This is a genomic window from Undibacterium sp. TJN25 (assembly GCF_049339885.1).
In the GTDB taxonomy this organism is placed as follows: domain Bacteria; phylum Pseudomonadota; class Gammaproteobacteria; order Burkholderiales; family Burkholderiaceae_D; genus Undibacterium.
In genome coordinates this window covers 110,340-126,884 of the sequence record NZ_JBMPPM010000010.1, presented here as the reverse complement: position 1 = coordinate 126,884, position 16,545 = coordinate 110,340, and the positions used below count along the sequence as shown (strand labels likewise).

General features: G+C 57.2%; 14 protein-coding genes. 12 read left to right on the top strand and 2 right to left on the bottom strand.

What is annotated here, in order from left to right; translation table 11 throughout:
• Nucleotides 1–14: 14 nt before the first annotated feature.
• A complete protein-coding gene (locus ACO0LO_RS22700) occupies nt 15–2,327 on the bottom strand; it encodes a TonB-dependent receptor (RefSeq protein ID WP_422967848.1) in 2,313 nt (770 codons plus the stop codon).
• 165 nt (nt 2,328–2,492) lie between these two features.
• Entirely contained in the window at nt 2,493–2,855 is a 363-nt protein-coding gene (locus tag ACO0LO_RS22695; RefSeq protein ID WP_422967667.1) for a DUF2946 family protein, read from the bottom strand.
• Nucleotides 2,856–3,197: 342 nt separating this feature from the next.
• Here ACO0LO_RS22695 and tssA point away from each other — a divergent pair, with 342 nt between their 5' ends.
• The 12 genes from tssA to ACO0LO_RS22635 all read left to right on the top strand — a co-directional run bounded on the left by tssA (nt 3,198) and on the right by ACO0LO_RS22635 (nt 16,487).
• Nucleotides 3,198–4,247, top strand: a complete 1,050-nt coding sequence (tssA, locus tag ACO0LO_RS22690; RefSeq protein ID WP_422967665.1) for a type VI secretion system protein TssA — start codon at nt 3,198–3,200, stop codon at nt 4,245–4,247.
• An 85-nt stretch (nt 4,248–4,332) separates the two neighbouring features.
• Nucleotides 4,333–4,833 (top strand): type VI secretion system contractile sheath small subunit, encoded by a 501-nt coding sequence (gene tssB / locus ACO0LO_RS22685; RefSeq protein ID WP_394777790.1) that lies wholly within the window; start codon nt 4,333–4,335, stop codon nt 4,831–4,833.
• Between the two features lie 129 nt (nt 4,834–4,962).
• Nucleotides 4,963–6,456: a type VI secretion system contractile sheath large subunit gene (tssC, locus tag ACO0LO_RS22680; RefSeq protein ID WP_422967663.1), complete on the top strand. Its 1,494-nt coding sequence runs from the start codon at nt 4,963–4,965 to the stop codon at nt 6,454–6,456.
• A 129-nt stretch (nt 6,457–6,585) separates the two neighbouring features.
• A complete protein-coding gene (locus tag ACO0LO_RS22675) occupies nt 6,586–7,065 on the top strand; it encodes an Hcp family type VI secretion system effector (RefSeq protein WP_422967661.1) in 480 nt (159 codons plus the stop codon).
• 178 nt (nt 7,066–7,243) lie between these two features.
• Nucleotides 7,244–8,104: a type VI secretion system accessory protein TagJ gene (locus tag ACO0LO_RS22670; protein WP_422967659.1), complete on the top strand. Its 861-nt coding sequence runs from the start codon at nt 7,244–7,246 to the stop codon at nt 8,102–8,104.
• Between the two features lie 36 nt (nt 8,105–8,140).
• Nucleotides 8,141–8,656, top strand: coding sequence for a type VI secretion system baseplate subunit TssE (gene tssE / locus ACO0LO_RS22665; protein WP_422967657.1), 516 nt, complete (start codon nt 8,141–8,143; stop codon nt 8,654–8,656).
• Nucleotides 8,656–10,533 (top strand): type VI secretion system baseplate subunit TssF, encoded by a 1,878-nt coding sequence (tssF, locus tag ACO0LO_RS22660; RefSeq protein WP_422967655.1) that lies wholly within the window; start codon nt 8,656–8,658, stop codon nt 10,531–10,533. Before tssE ends, tssF begins: the two co-directional genes overlap by 1 nt.
• Complete coding sequence (gene tssG, locus ACO0LO_RS22655) at nt 10,518–11,534, top strand: type VI secretion system baseplate subunit TssG (RefSeq protein ID WP_422967653.1); 1,017 nt, start codon at nt 10,518–10,520, stop codon at nt 11,532–11,534. Before tssF ends, tssG begins: the two co-directional genes overlap by 16 nt.
• Nucleotides 11,535–11,547: 13 nt before the next feature.
• A complete protein-coding gene (tssH, locus tag ACO0LO_RS22650; RefSeq protein ID WP_422967651.1) occupies nt 11,548–14,244 on the top strand; it encodes a type VI secretion system ATPase TssH in 2,697 nt (898 codons plus the stop codon).
• Nucleotides 14,245–14,288: 44 nt separating this feature from the next.
• On the top strand, nt 14,289–14,930 hold the full coding sequence (locus ACO0LO_RS22645) for a hypothetical protein (protein WP_422967649.1): 642 nt from the start codon (nt 14,289–14,291) through the stop codon (nt 14,928–14,930).
• A gap of 66 nt (nt 14,931–14,996) precedes the next feature.
• Nucleotides 14,997–15,650, top strand: coding sequence for a M91 family zinc metallopeptidase (locus ACO0LO_RS22640; protein WP_422967647.1), 654 nt, complete (start codon nt 14,997–14,999; stop codon nt 15,648–15,650).
• Between the two features lie 84 nt (nt 15,651–15,734).
• Nucleotides 15,735–16,487: a hypothetical protein gene (locus ACO0LO_RS22635; RefSeq protein ID WP_422967645.1), complete on the top strand. Its 753-nt coding sequence runs from the start codon at nt 15,735–15,737 to the stop codon at nt 16,485–16,487.
• Nucleotides 16,488–16,545: the final 58 nt, after the last annotated feature.

Here is a 16,545-nt window from a genome sequence, read left to right as displayed (position 1 = left end):
TTGCTTCTGATTGCCTAATAGTCGAACTTCAGCTCCGCCATCACCGTACGTTGCGTGTATGGATGGAAGGCCCAGTATTTTGCATTGTTCAGGTTGTCGATGCCGACGGAGCCGCTCCACTGCCGGGCAATCTGGTAGCGGACCCGGACGTCGGCCACGAAGAAACTGCCGAAACCTGTGTAGGAGTTGCCATTGGGGTCGCTATTGTCCAGTGTGCCGTATTGTTTGCCGCTGTAGCGTGCGCCCAGCGTGTAGGACAGCTTGTCGTCCTGACGGTAGGTGGCGACAAAGTTGGCCCGCCAGTTCGGCACGCGTGGCTGCTGCTTGCCTACGCTGGCAGGAAATTTGTCGTTCCTGAGGATTTCCGAATCGGTATAAGTCAGGCTGCCGCTCAGATCCAGGCCGCGGAGGAAGACATCGTTGGCCAGGTAGGCAAATTCCAGGCCGTTGGTGCGGATGTCATCCACGTTTTGTATCGTCGTCACGGTGGCGCTGGCGGCAGCGTTCACCTGCGAATACAGTGCATCTTTCGTACGCTCATGGAAGAAGGTCGCGCGCAGTATGCCTGAGCCGTTGTTCAGGGCACGCTCCGCCGTCCATTCCGTGGTCCAGGATTTTTCCGGTTTCAGGTTGGGGTCGTTGTTGATGATATTGGTGCCGGACAATGAACCCTGGTACAGCTCGGATACGGTTGGCATGCGCACCGCACGGCCTACGGAAGCCTTGTAGGTCCAGTCGCTGTCAGGCTTGAAGGAGACTGCAGCCTTGGGGGACACATAATGCTCATCCCGGGCGCCAAAGCTTTGGGTCGTCGTGGCGCTGGAGATCGTGCCGTTGTCGGCGCGCCATTGCTCAAAACGGCCTCCCAGGATGGTTTTCCATTGAGGGCTGATGCGCCAGGCATCCTGTGCATACAGGCTTTGCAGTTGCGTGTCGCCGTTGAAGCCGGAGAACAGGCTGGATGCGGGCCCGTCTATCCAGTTGGCCGTGTTGTAGACGGACGTACGTAATTTATAGGCTTCACGCTGGTAGCCGAACTCTACCGTATGCTCCGGTGCTGTTTCCGGACGCCAGATACCTTTCAGCGCCAGCGTGTTCCAACCCGTGCCGGCCTGGTCGGTAATGCGTCCCGCTCCGCCGTTCTGGGCCAGCGGCATCGCGACTGTCGCCGAGCGCGCGATGTCCTTATTGTAGTCATACAGGCTGGCCGCAATTTCCCAGTCCCACACCCCGCGGGTATTGCTCTTTACGTCCAGGCCATGCGCCAGATGTTCCAGCACATTCTTGTTCGGGCTGAAATCGGCTGCTGTCAGCGCATATTGCAGACCGTTGATGCTGACGTTGCCGGTATAAACCGGGTTGCCGGCTGCATCGCGCAAGTAGCTTTCGACGTTGCCGTCGGTATTGTTATGCCAGTAGCCGAAGGTATAGGAAGCGCGTACGGTAGGGCTGAAGTCGTACGCCAGCTTGACCTTGGCATGATCCTGCACGGTATGGTATTGCGTGGTCGTGCCCAGCAGCAGCCAGTCCTGGTTGGATGGGTTCTTGTCCAGCACCGCGCCGGTAACCGGGATGCTGCCAGCGGTGACAGGCACACCCTTGGAGAGCAGCCGGTTGGCAAATACCAGCGGCTGGCCGTTGCTGTCCTCCTCGCCGGCATTGATCCACCAGCTCCACGGACCGTTTTTGTCGCCTATCGAAGCGCTGGCCTGGTGGCCGGAATAGGTCTTTGCAGTATTGAACAGCTGGAAGTCCTGTGTAAACGCCTGGGCCTTTGCATGCGCCTCAAACTGGGTGGGCATGCGCGTCACATAATCGACTACTGCACCCACCGAATTGCCCGCGTACGCCGCCGAGAACGGCCCGTACAGCACGTCCACTCTTTCAATCTCTTCCGGCGTAACCAGGCCCCAGCGCGGCGTGAACGCGGCGCCGTTGCCCAGCAGGTTGGACAGCAGGATGCCGTCGGCGTAGACCAGGGAACGGGCGCTGTTGCCGGTGCCCGAAGCACGGGTGGCCAGCACTGCGTGGTTGTAGTCACCGATATAGCGCTTGCGTACCAGCAGGCTGGGCAGGTATTTCAGTGCGTCTTCAGCATCGGTGGCATTGATGGTCCGCTCTATGGTCTTGGCGTCTATGCCTTCTATGGTCGTCGGGATTTCGGTCGGTAGCGAAGAAGGGCGGCCGGCTGTGATCATGACGCGCTGCTGCGCTGTTGCAGCTTGCTGGGTAGTTTGTTGTTGTGCAGCATCTTTGTCGCTTGCGGCGATATCTGTCTGGGCCTGTGCCAAGGCCAGGGCCGGCAGGCCGGCGAAAGCGGTTGCCATGGCGGCGCACAGGGTGCGCAGCGCGTCAGTGCGGCAGGACGAGTGGCGAAGCGCGTGCAGAGGCGCGCGCGCGGTGGTGCTGAATGATTTCATGGATACGCCATACAAAAAAATAAACGGGCGCGCGGAGCCACATGTGGCCCTGCGCGGATAAAAGCCGGTTTATTACAGTATGGGAGGGCCGCGCGCCGGTAGCGGCGCTGCTGTCAGCGATGCGAGCCGCGCAGCCGGGATGGCACGCAGTGCATACGACAAGGCGTGCGGAGGCTCGGCTACATCATGCAGTACAGGGAAAGGGGTGATGCCGGCGACCATGCACATCGGGCAGTCCAGCAGGTGGGATTTGCCGGCTTCGGTCTTTTTTCCGCTGGCATCCAATTTGCTAATGGACTTGTATCCGGTGCTGGTGCAGATCAGATCCATCGCTTCAGGATTGACCAGCGGCGATGCAATGGCGACACCCAGCGTCAGCACGTACAGGAAAAGTACGAAGCGGATCAGTTGGCGGGAGAAGCGGAGTGCATGCATAGGGCGGGATTGTAGCACCTCTGAAGCAGGCGTAGAAGATTGGCGCCTTGGCGGACGAGGGTTTGGCGCGGCGGCAGGTTTTTCTGCAAGAGGCTGCTGTAAGAGGGATGCCGAAAAATGCTGCATGGCAAAAAAATGATATGTAAATTTACACGTAAAGCAGCTTGTCATTTACATGTCATTTTACAGATGGAAAACTGTCACGGAATGTTAAAAAAACTATGCTGTACCCCTAGTTTTTGTGAGTATAATCTGCCGACTCGCCCTACTTGCAATTGTTTACTGACACCGCGAACCGGCTGCCGTGTTCGTTTTAAAACCAGATAAAAACGGAAAAATCAATTGGCTGATCTAGGCACAGAGGACGTCGACAAGTTCCTGCAGGATATCTCCGCAGAAGAACCTTCCGGCCCCAATCTTGAGTACGACCCTGCATTTCTTGAACTCGAACAGGCCGCCCAGGGCAAGCCTGAGGTTCAATACGGCGGCACCATCACCCCTGAAGTACCCCCAGACTGGAAGCAGGTCAAGAACCTTTCCGTTGAACTGATGGGCCGCAGCCAGGATTTACGGGTAGCGGTGCCGCTGACCCGCGCGCTGCTGAAGCTGCAGGGCGTCACCGGTCTGGCGACCGGCTTGCTGCTGATAGAGAAAATGCTGGAGCAGCACTGGGATACCGTGCATCCCCAGCTGGACCCGGATGACGGCCTTGATCCCATGCTGCGTGTGAATACCTTGTCGGCACTGTGCGAATCCAGCACGATACTGCGTGATTTCCGCGAAGCGCCGCTGGTGGCGTCACGCGCCCACGGCCGCTACAACCTCAAAGAAATCGATATCGCGACCGGCGAAACCGAAGCGCCGGAAGGCGAAGACAAAATCGCACTGGCAGTGATCGACGCTGCATTTGGCGACGCCGATGCCGATGTCAGCAAAAATACGCTGGATGCGCTCGAACAGGCTTACCACAGTAATGCCCGCATTGAATCGGTATTGACCGAAAAGGTCGGCGTGGCCCAGGCCCTGGATCTGAGCCCGCTGACCAAATTGCTGAAGCGCGCACGCGATTTCGTGCGCGAGCGCATTGCCCCAGCCGGTTCCGCCGAGGCGGCCGGTGAAGAAGCATCTACAGAAACAGGCGCTGTATCTGCCGGCGGTGTTCCGGCGGCCGCAGCCATTACAGGCGAGGTCAGGAGCCGGGACGACGTTGTGCGCATGCTGGATAAACTCTGCGCCTATTACGCCCGCAATGAGCCTTCCAGCCCCATTCCATTGCTGCTGTTGCGCGCCCAGAGGCTGGTCGACAAGAGCTTCATGGAGATTTTGCAAGACCTGGCGCCGGACGGCCTGAACCAGATTCACACTATTAGCGGTACCCAAAGCGAAAGCTAGCACTACATCATGCGAGGGCTACCGCCCTTGCATGATGTAGTGCTTAGATCCTTGCAGTAAATATCTACCTCAGGAGGTATGTGTCGTGGCAAAAGAAAGCAGTCAGAAATTCATCGCCCGTAACCGGGCGCCCCGGGTCCAGATCGAATACGACGTCGAAGTCTATGGCGCCGAAAAAACGGTACAGCTGCCGTTCGTGATGGGCGTTTTCGCCGACCTGTCCGGCAAACCTGTTGATCCGCTGGCGCCAGTGGCCGATCGCAAATTCCTCGAAATCGACGTCGATAACTTCGATGAACGCCTGAAATCGATGAAACCAAGGGTCGCGGTACAAGTTCCCAATACCTTGACCGGCGAAGGCAATATGGCCGTCGATATCACGTTCGAAAGCATGGACGACTTTACGCCGGCTGCGGTTGCGCGCAAGGTGGATTCGCTGAACAAGCTGCTGGAAGCGCGTGGACAGTTGTCCAACCTGCTGACCTACATGGACGGCAAGACCGGCGCGGAAGAGCTGATCGCTAAATTGCTGCAGGAACCGGCGCTGATGCAGGCGCTGACTTCCGCGCCTAAACCGCAGGAATAAGCTGGCACGGTTCTGGCTTATATACCAATAAAAGCCGGAGCCTGTAAAGCGAGCGACAGGCAGCAATAGACAAGTCATAAGCAAGCGATAGCACACGCTTACATACACAATATTTGGAGGAACCTTTCCATGGCCACAACCAGTTCAGAAGCGCAGGGACAATCAGGCGAAGTAACGCTTGAAGCCAGCGACTTCGCGAATTTGCTGCAAAAAGAATTCAAACCCAAGACCGACAAAGCAAAAGACGCCGTTGAAAACGCCGTCCGGACACTGGCGGAGCAGGCCTTGGCCGGCACCAGCCTGATTTCCAATGATGTGCTCGGCACGGTTGAGGCATTGATTGCCCAACTGGACAAAAAATTGTCCGAACAGGTTAACCTGATCCTGCATCACGCCGAATTCCAGCAAGTGGAAAGCGCCTGGCGCGGTTTGCACTACCTGGTCAACAATACCGAGACCGACGAATCGCTGAAAATTCGCGTGATGAATATTTCCAAAGGCGAGCTGCACAAAACGCTGAAGAAATATAAAGGTACGGCCTGGGACCAAAGCCCTATCTTCAAGAAATTGTATGAAGAAGAGTACGGCCAGTTCGGCGGCGAACCATATGGCTCCCTGGTAGCAGACTATTACTTCGACAACAGCGCTCCCGACGTTGAGCTGCTGTCGCAAATGGCACAGATCAGCGCAGCGTCGCATGCGCCTCTGATCACAGCGGCAGATCCGTCCGTGATGCTGATGGATTCCTGGCAAGAGCTGGCCAATCCGCGCGACCTGACGAAAATTTTCCAGACTCCGGAACACGCTGCATGGCGCGCTTTCCGCGATTCCGAAGATTCTCGTTACGTCGGCCTGGCAATGCCGCGCTTCCTGTCGCGTGCGCCTTACGGCGCCAAGACCAATCCGGTGGAAGAGTTCGATTTCGAAGAAGACACCGGCGGTTCCGACAGCAAGAAATTCACCTGGGCCAATGCGGCCTATGCAATGGCTGTCAATATCAACCGTTCGTTCAAGAACTACGGCTGGTGCTCGCAGATCCGCGGTATTGAGTCCGGCGGTGCGGTTGAAGGCCTGCCTGTCTACACCTTCCCAACTGATGACGGCGGCGTGGACATGACCTGCCCGACAGAAATCGCCATCAGCGACCGGCGCGAAGCCGAGCTGGCCAAAAACGGCTTCATGCCGCTGGTGCATAAGAAAAACAGCGACTTTGCGGCCTTTATCGGCGCCCAGTCCATGCACAAGCCGGCTGAATACGACGACGCCGATGCGACAGCCAATGCCAACCTGGCAGCACGCTTGCCGTATCTGTTTGCCACCTGCCGTTTCGCGCACTACCTGAAGTGCATCGTGCGCGACAAGATCGGTTCGTTCAAGGAACGCAGCGACATGGAAACATGGCTGAATAACTGGATCGGCAGGTATGTAGAGAATAACCCGGCGACGGCATCCGAAGCAGACAAGGCCCGCAAGCCTTTGGCTGGAGCGGAAGTCATCGTGGAAGAGGTCGAGGGTAATCCGGGTTACTACCGCTCCAAGTTTTTCTTGCGCCCTCACTATCAGCTCGAAGGTTTGACCGTGTCTTTGCGTCTGGTTTCAAAGCTGCCTTCAGCGAAGGCTTAGCGCTTGGTAAAAGGCGGCATGTGTCCCGTGCCGCCTATTTCGTAACGCTGCAATTGCATTAGCCTGGGGCTTAAATCCCATGCTGATCGGGGGCGGCTATTTTAATCAAAAATGAAAGAGGAACAAAAAATGATTTTGCTCAAATTCGCTACTGCAATTAATGGTGACTCCGTTGTGGACGGTCATGAAAAATGGATCACGATCGACTCTCTGCAATTCGGCGTTGGCCGCGCGATTTCTGCCAGCGGTGGCGGCGCCGACCGTGAAACCAGCAATCCTTCTTTTTCTGAAGTCACGCTGACAAAATCCACTGACGTTGCTTCCGCCGACCTGTTCATGCAGGCGGTATGCGGCAAGAGCCTGGGCAAGGGAGAAATCCATTTCCTGCAAACCGGCGGCTCCGACAAGAAACAACAAGTCTATCTGAAGATAGAACTGGAAGAAGCGATCGTCAGCTCCTACTCCACCAGCAGCGGCGGCGATCGTCCTAGCGAATCCTTCTCACTGAATTTCGTCAAGATCAGCTACCAGTACGACGCATTCAGCGGCGGCAAAGTGACTACCGGCACGCCTAAGAAATGGGATCTCACCAAGAACGCCACGTACTAAGCGCCGGCATTGCTTGTGGGGTAAAGGCGATCGGCACGCGCAGCAGCATGGCGCGCACCGGTTGCTTTATTGATGTTGTTTTGTTCGATTGATTCGCGAAAATTGGTGCAAGCGCCGCTGTGCCGTATATTGTCGGCAGGACGGGCGTGATTCCAATACGAAGCGAGGGAAGGTTGACATGTCTGCTGTAGAGTCGCTGAAGTCTGGAAATCTCCAGGAGGCGCTGCAAAGCCTCCAGCAGGAAGTACGCCAGCATCCCGCAGATGCCAAACGCCGCGTGTTTTTATTCCAGCTGCTGGTCGTGCTGGGCCAGTGGGAACGCGCGATGACCCAGCTTACCGTCATTGGCGATCTTGATGCCAATGCGATGCCCATGGTTCACGCCTACCGCGAAGCGGTGCGCTGTGAAGTCCTGCGGCAGGAAATTTTTGAAGGAAAACGTTCTCCGGTCGTCTTTGGCGATCCTGAACCCTGGGTTGCGCAATTGCTGGAAGCGCTGCGCCTGGGCGCGACCGGCGATCTCCATAATTCGCAGCTCGCCAGGGAACAGGCTTTCGCTGCCGCACCCGGCGTATCCGGCACGATCAATGACCAGCCATTTGAATGGATTGCCGATGCTGATCCGCGCCTCGGTCCGGTCTTTGAACTGATCGCCAACGGCAAGTATTACTGGATACCGATGCACCGCATCAGTTCGTTGCGCATAGAAGCACCGGCAGACCTACGCGACAATGTATGGATGCCGGTAGGCATCAACCTGGTCAACGGTGGCGAGCTGGTGGGTTTTATCCCCACCCGTTATCCATTGCCGTCCGTCGCTGCTGCATCGGTGGACAATTCATTGCTGCTGGCGCGCCGCACGGACTGGGCTGAGCCTGCCGAAGGCCTGTTCTGGGGAAGCGGCCAGCGCATGTTCGCCACAGACGAGGCAGATTACCCGCTGATGGAAATAAGGTCCATCACATTTGAACATCCGCCGGAGCAAACGTCTGCCGATGGGGAATCGGCAGAGCATGCACCGGACGACGCGGCGGCATGATGAAACCGGCAATACGACAAGCCCGCGGGGCCGCTCATGGCTGAGCTGACCTCGCAGGACAGGTTGCAACCCTCTTTGCTGGACCGGCTGACCGACGACGAAGCCGATTCCAGCCAGGAGAGCCGCGACAAGAGGGTGTTGTCGATGCGCGGCTTGCGCAAGGCCGTGTTGCGTGACCTGGGCTGGCTGTTGAATACAACGGGCCTCGGCGCGATGCAGGATCTGAAGAATTTTCCGCTGGCCTCGCAGTCGGTGGTGAATTTTGGTTTCCCCGATATTTCCGGCAGGACCGCCTCCGGGCTGGACCTGGCCGATGTGGAACGCCGCCTGCGGCAGGCGATTTGGGATTTCGAGCCGCGCATACTGCGCGATACCGTCAAGGTGCGCGCAACGGCATCGGAAGGCAAGAGCGGCAGTCCGAACTACCTTATTTTTGAAGTGCAGGGCGAACTGTGGGGCCAGCCCCTGCCGGAACGCCTCTACCTGAAAACCGAAATGGACCTGGAGATTGGCGAAATCAGGGTATATGACTCTGAATCGAGGCCTGGCTGATGGATACCAAGTTATTACGTTATTACGAACGCGAGTTGCAGCACCTGCGCGAAATGGGCGGGGAGTTTGCGCGCGAATTCCCCAAGATCGCCGGCCGCCTTGGCCTGGAAACCTATGCGTGCGCCGATCCTTACGTCGAGCGCCTGCTGGAGGGCTTCAGTTTCCTCGCGGCGCGCGTACAGCTGAAGATAGACGCCGAGTTTCCCCGTTTCACTGAACACCTGCTGGAGCTGGTGTATCCGCAATACCTGGCGCCGACGCCATCAATGGCGATCGTGCAGCTGCAGCCCGACCTGACCGAAGGCAGTCTGGCGGAAGGCTTCAGCCTGCCGCGCAGCACGTCATTGAGCAGTCTGCTCGGCAAGGATGACCAGACTTCCTGCGAATACCGCACCGCGCATGAAGTGACGATGTGGCCGCTGGAGCTGGCCGACGCCAAATACTTTACCTATTCCGGTGAGCTGGGCGGCGTGGAGCTATCGCGCCTGGGCACGATCAAGGCCGGTTTGCGCCTGCGCCTGAAGACCACCGCCGGACTGAGTTTCAACGAAATCGCGCTGGACAAGCTGCCACTATATATACGCGGCAGCGATTCACTGCCCAGCAAGATACTGGAACAGATACTCGCGAATGCAGTCGGCATGGTTGCGATGCCGACGCGGAATCCTGCATCCTGGCACCATATCATCCACAAGTCGCAGATAGGCCGGGTCGGCTATGAGGATGAACAGGCGCTGCTGCCAACCGGCCCACGTTCATTTCAGGGCTACCGGCTGATGCACGAATATTTCTCTTTCCCGCAACGTTATATGTTTGTGGAACTGGGCGGCCTGCAGGAGGCAGTGAAGCGCTGCCCCGACAAGGAAATGGATATCGTTATCCTGTTCGACAGGGTAGAACCGACGCTGGAACAAAATATCAGTGCCGCCAACTTTTCCATGTTCTGCACGCCGGTCATCAACCTGTTTCCCAAGCGCGCCGACCGTGTCCATCTCAGCGAGCAGCAGTCCGAATACCACGTGGTGCCCGACCGCACACGGCCGATGGACTATGAAATTTACCAGGTGCTCGGCGTCAAGGGCTATGGCACCGGGCCGGAAGCAGAACAGAGCTTCCAGCCGTTTTATACTTCCAACGACCTGCTGTCCGCGACTGAGCAGCGCGCGTATTACCAGGTACGCCGCAGCCAGCGCGTGCTGTCCGAGAAGCAAAGGCGCAAGGGACCCCGTTCCAGCTATATAGGCAGCGAAGTATTCATGTCCGTTGTCGATGCCAGCGAGGCGCCGTTCCCGACTGGGTTGCGGCAGTTGGGGATAGACACGCTGTGCACCAACCGCGATCTGGTGCTGTCGATGCCGGTGGGCAGCGGCAAGACCGACTTTACCGTGGAATCCAATGCGCCCGTACAGTCGGTGCGCTGTCTCAGCGGCCCGACCGCACCCGTACCTTCGTATGCCGAAGGCGAAACCGCGTGGCGCCTGGTCAGCCACCTGTCGCTGAACTATCTGTCGCTGATCGACAGCGAAAACAAAGAGGCTGCCTCCGCGCTGAAGGACCTGCTCAGGCTGTATTGCAATCCGGAAGATGTCAGTGGACAAAGGCAGATAGAAGGCATCAAGTCCGTCACCGCCAAACCCATCGTCAGGCGGCTGCCGGTGCCAGGCCCCATCACCTATGGACGCGGCTTGCAGATTACCGTGACTATAGAAGAAAGTGCGTTCGAGGGCATAGGCGTATTCATGCTGGGCGCGGTGCTGGAACAGTTTTTTGCCAAATACGTATCGCTGAATTCCTTCACCGAAACGATTATCAGGACGCCGCGTCGCGGCGAAATTATCAAATGGCCGGCCAGGGTGGGACGATGCGAAATCCTGTAGACGCACTGCGCAAGCTGGAGGAGGATCCGTTCGGTTTCGATTTCTTCGCGGCATTGCGCCTGCTGGAGAATGCCTATGCCGACAAGCCGCGCATAGGCCAGTCTGCCAGGCCGCAGGATGATGCGGTGCGTTTCGGCCAGCCGCCTTCTCTGGCATTTGAGCACGGCAGCCTGTCCGCATTCCAGCAGGGCAGCGAAGGCCGGCCGCCGCGTATGGACGTGAATTTTTTTGGGCTGATGGGCGCCAATGGGCCGCTGCCGGTGCATATCACCGAGTACGTGCGTGACAGGCTGCGCAATTCCTCTGACCCGACGCTGTCGCGTTTTCTGGATATCTTCCATCACCGGATGATTTCGCTGTTCTACCGCGCCTGGGCCAGCGCCCAGCCTACGGTGAGCCTGGACCGGCCGGACGCCGACCGCTTTGCCGAATATGTCGGCTCGCTGATAGGCACAGGCATGGGATCGATGCAGAAGCGCGACGCATTGCCCGATTTCGCCAAACTGCATTATGCCGGTCGCCTTTCCGCGCTGACGCACAATGCAGAGGGCCTGGCCAAGACGCTGGCGGATTTCTTCAAGCTGCCGGTGCAGGTGCAGGAATTTGTCGGCCACTGGATGAACCTGCCGGCGGACAGCCGCTGTCGCCTGCGCACGGGGCACGACGCTGAAGTGCTGGGCATGACCACGGTGCTCGGTTCCAAGGTGTGGAATTGTCAGCATAAATTCAGGGTCGTCATAGGCCCGGTGGACCTGGATGATTTCCAGCGCATGCTGCCCGGCGGCGACAGTCTGCAAAGACTGACTGCATGGATACGCAATTATGTCGGCCTGGCCTACAACTGGGACGTCAACCTGATTTTGAAGCAAAAGGAAATACCCCCGCTCAAGCTGAGCAAGCAAGCCCGGCTTGGATGGACTACATGGCTCTGTAGTCGTCCGCCAAAAAAAGACGACAGACAATTATTGCTTTCCCCCGACTCCCACAACAAACAAGTGTAAATAAGGATAGATCATGGCCGAAATTAGTCGCGTTGCCCTGTTTGGTAAGCTCAACAGCCTGTGTTACCGTGCAATAGAAAGCAGTACCGTGTTTTGCAAGCTGCGAGGCAATCCCTATGTGGAGCTGGTGCACTGGCTGCATCAGGTGATGCAGCTGCAGGATTCCGATCTGGCGCGTCTCATCAAGCATTTCGGCCTGGATCCTGCCGGCCTGGCGCGCGACATGACCGAAGCGCTGGACCGTCTGCCGCGCGGCTCCACTTCCGTCACTGACCTGTCTTCGCAAGTGGAAGAGGCAGTAGAGCGGGCCTGGGTATTCGGCACGCTGATGTTTGGCGAATCGCAGGTGCGTACCGGTCACCTGATCGTCGGCATCCTGAAAACATCCTCCTTGCGCAACAGCCTGTATGCGATGTCGCGCCAGTTTGAAAAAATCAAGGTTGATGCGCTGGCAGAAGATTTCGCTGGCTTGCTGGGCGATTCGCCGGAAGCGCAGATGCGCGCCAGCGACGGCTTCCAGGTTGGCGGCGGCGCAGCGCCGGGCGAGGCCAGCGGCGCAGTCGCCCCGGCTGCGATGGGCAAGCAGGAGGCATTGAAACGCTACACGGTGGACCTGACCGAGCAGGCGCGTAGCGGCAAGCTGGACCCCATCGTGGGCCGGGATGATGAAATCCGCCAGGTCATCGATATCCTGATGCGACGCCGTCAAAATAATCCTATCCTGACCGGTGAAGCCGGCGTGGGCAAAACCGCTGTGGTAGAAGGTTTTGCGCAACGCATCGTGGCCGGCGACGTGCCGCCTTCACTGAAGGATGTGGTCTTGCGTACGCTGGATGTCGGTCTGCTGCAGGCCGGCGCCAGCATGAAGGGCGAGTTTGAAAACCGTCTGCGCCAGGTGATAGAAGAAGTGCAGGCATCGGAAAAACCTGTGATCCTGTTCATCGATGAGGCACATACGCTGGTCGGCGCGGGCGGCGCTGCCGGTACCGGCGATGCGGCCAACCTGCTGAAGCCGGCACTGGCGCGCGGTACATTGCGCACCGTTGCCGCCACTACCTGGGCCGAATACAAGAAGCATATAGAAAAAGACCCCGCGCTGACCCGCCGTTTCCAGGTCGTGCAGGTGCCGGAACCGACGGAAGAAAAGGCCATCCTGATGATGCGCGGCATCGCCTCGACGATGGAAAAACACCATCAGGTACAGGTGCTGGATGAGGCGCTGGAAGCAGCCGTCAAGTTGTCGCACCGCTATATCCCGGCGCGCCAGTTACCCGACAAGTCTGTCAGCCTGCTGGACACAACCTGCGCCCGCGTTGCCGTGAGCCAGCATGCAACACCGCCGGCAGTGGACGACAGCCGCAAGCGCATCATCGCGCTGGAAACCGAACTGGAAATCATTGCGCGCGAAACTGCCGTCGGTGTGGACACCAGCGCGCGCCATAGCGTTGCACAAGACAAGCTGGGTATAGAAAAAGCCCGGCTGGACGAACTGGAAACCCGCTGGAATGCAGAAAAAGTGCTGGTCACCAAGATACTGGAGTTGCGCGGCAAGCTGCGCGCAGTGACCGGCAAGGTAGAGGGGGCCGCCGATGCCGCCGTGCCTGCGGACAATGCAGCAGAACGCGATGCCTGGCTGACCGAACTGAAAGGCTTGCAGGCAGAGCTGGCCAGCCACCAGGGCGAAACGCCGCTGATCCTGCCAACCGTGGATCACCAGGCGGTGGCTTCCGTGGTGCAGGACTGGACTGGCATCCCGGTCGGCCGCATGGTCAAGAACGAGATCGAAAACGTGCTGAAGCTGGCCGATACGCTGAGCAAACGCATCATCGGCCAGCGCCATGCGCTGGAGATGATCACCAAGCGTATCCAGACATCGCGCGCCGGGCTCGACAATCCGAGCAAGCCTATCGGCGTGTTCATGCTGGCCGGTACCTCCGGCGTCGGCAAGACCGAAACCGCGCTGGCATTGGCCGAAGCGCTGTATGGCGGCGAGCAGAATATCATCACCATCAACATGAGCGAATACCAGGAAGCGCATACCGTTTCCACGCTGAAGGGCGCGCCTCCGGGCTACGTCGGTTACGGCGAAGGCGGCGTGCTGACCGAAGCGGTACGCCGCAGGCCTTACAGCGTCGTACTGCTGGACGAGGTTGAAAAGGCCCATCCGGACGTGCACGAGATTTTCTTCCAGGTCTTCGACAAGGGATGGATGGAGGACGGCGAAGGCCGCGTCATCGACTTCAAGAACACGCTGATTTTGCTGACCACCAATGCCGGCACCGACATGATCATGAACCTGTGCAAGGATCCTGAATTAATGCCGGAACCGGAAGGCATCGCCAAGGCGCTGCGCGAACCGCTGCTGAAAATTTTCCCGCCAGCCCTGCTTGGCCGCGTGGTGACGATTCCTTATTATCCGCTCAACGACGAGATGATAGGTGCGATCATCCGCCTGCAACTGGGCAGGATTGCGAAGCGGGTAGGCGAGAGCCACAAGATCCCGTTCACTTATACGGATGAAGTAGTGAAACTGATCGCCAGCCGCTGTACCGAACTGGAAAGCGGTGGCCGCATGATCGATGCGATCTTGACTAATTCGGTATTGCCGACAATTAGTGGCGAATTTTTGCAGCGCATGATGGAAGGACGGCCGGTTGTCAAAGTGCACGTAAGTACTATCGACGGAGAATTTTCATACAGCTTTGAATGAATCAGAGCATAGCTGAGATGACTCAAATTTTTTGAGAGAATGACATGCCCCAAAATTTTACTTCCTGGAAAACGATCTATGCCTTGAGCAGGCATAGGGTTGCGAAGTATAAGCAACGCCGCCAACTGAATACCCGGCCGCACCTGAAGGTGTTGGAAAATGTCCAGATTGGCGGCTGCACGGGCTTGTCATTTACGTGGGTGCAGAGACATCAGAAAAATCCGGGGGAGACTCCGTCCCAGCGGATTGAGTATCTGAATACGGATCAGGCCTGGACCAACATTGATTACTTTGCCGGATTTTTCAATAACATCCCCGCCGGAAGCTATGCGGAAAGGATAGAAATCGTTGCACCTGCCAGCGTGGGGATGCAGCGACAGGGTTCTGTGTCGGAACGGGACTACGAAAGTTTTGCCACCGCGCTGGAGCATATTATTGCCAACCCTGGTTATCATTTTGTGATGATGTGCCTCAAAGAGGTGCCGACAAACCATATTTGCGCGCTTTGGTCGGGAGTGAATGGCGTCGTATTCTTTGATCCGAATTCGGGAGAGTACAAAGTAAGCAAAGGAAAGATACAAGCTTTGCTCAAAGCACTTACCGCGCAATATGCAACTTATGTGTCTTCGACTGGCGTCAAGACAAAACTGACCTTCCGGGAAATACAATTCCATCACGTCGGTTGATATCCCGCATTTCATTGAAATCCTCCGTTTGAGGATAAAACTTACATTTAATTTTGAACTCTGATCATGGCTGAAATCATTGCCCCTTTAGCAGATTATCCTGGCATCGCCTGCAAATACGACACGTCGGCCAATCCCTTTTTCGTCCCTATCGTGCGGGAGGCTCTTGGCAAGATTGCAGAGTCTGCCACCGGAGTGAAGTTACTGGATCTGATTGCGAAGGCATCGCCCCGGCAGCGCGCGGACTTTGCGCCATCCATCAATGTAATGGTAGTGCCAGAAGCCATGACCTTTGTCCAGAATGGTCATAAGGCGGTCTTCTTTTCCGGCGGCGGAATGAAAAAAAACCTGGTGCCATCGAATGACCCTCGGCATCAGGCCCCGGCGGAAGCACCCGACGGATGTCAGTTCTACAAGCTGGGAGGCAGCAAAAATGCGGCCAAGGATGCGAATGCGTCTACCACCCAGGGGCAAGGGTCTGTGTGCACCATGTACTTTACCAATGTCGAAGTGATGACGAGCAAAGGAGAGTCAGCTCGGCCTTATATCGTTCTTGCCCACGAATTAATCCATTCCTATCACTGCTTGTACGGAATTAAAAAAGACGGTAAGGACGAGGAATTGTGCACTACCGGCATTGAAGGCTTCGAAGACCAGGATATTACGGAAAACAAGATCAGGGAAGAATTGAAAATTCAAAAACGCATCGCCTACTTTTGATCAGGGGCGGTTCGGTAGATAGACAGTGAATGGATTCTATTTTTTAATTTATGGCACTAAGCATGCCACTCAGGGAGTCACCAAATGCCTCACCATGCAATCCCCTCAGCGCCGCAGGGCGATGACGACAGCAAGCACAAAATCCCGGCGCCACCTTCGGGCATGGCTATCAACAAGCACACCCAGCTTGCCAAGAGGGTCATCAAGGGCGGTGCCAGCGTCGCTGGTGCAGGCATACAAGTAGCCCAGATTGCTACCAGCACCAGTTCGCTGACGGTAGTGGCGGCTGCCGTTGCCGGCGGTTTTGCCGCTACCGGGGTGGGCTTGGTGGTGGCGGGTGGGGTGCTGACCATTGCATCGTCGATTTCTTCCGGGCGCGCTGCGTATAAAACGAAGCAGCATCTGAATGGCTTGGGCGAAATCATGGCGAAGAGGGCTGACTACATATTCAAATGCGCAAGCGCCGATGCCAGTGATTCACAGAATGCACGCCAGATCAGCCACGACGTTATTTCGAAGTCAGTGCTGCCTTACATCATCAGCAAAAAGACAGCCAAGCTGTACCGCAAGGGTGCCAGTGCAATACCCGGCGTGGGCTTGCTGGAGACGATACGCGCAGTCGGCAAGAAGGGATATAAATACGCGTCCGGCAGTCTGGGCGTGCAAAGGGAACGTGCCGCCGCCCATCTGGCCAGGCATCTGCACGAATGCAACTGCAGCCTGGTCGAGGATATTATTGCCGAGCTGTACAGTGTGGAAGAAATGCAGTGGCTCAAATATCACACCACGCACGCCGTGGCGGTGGAATTTTTGATGACAAAGCTGAAATCCACCTGAGCCGCCGTGGCGAAAGCCGGTTTCATTGGAGCCGCTGGAATACTAAGGGGTACTGTTC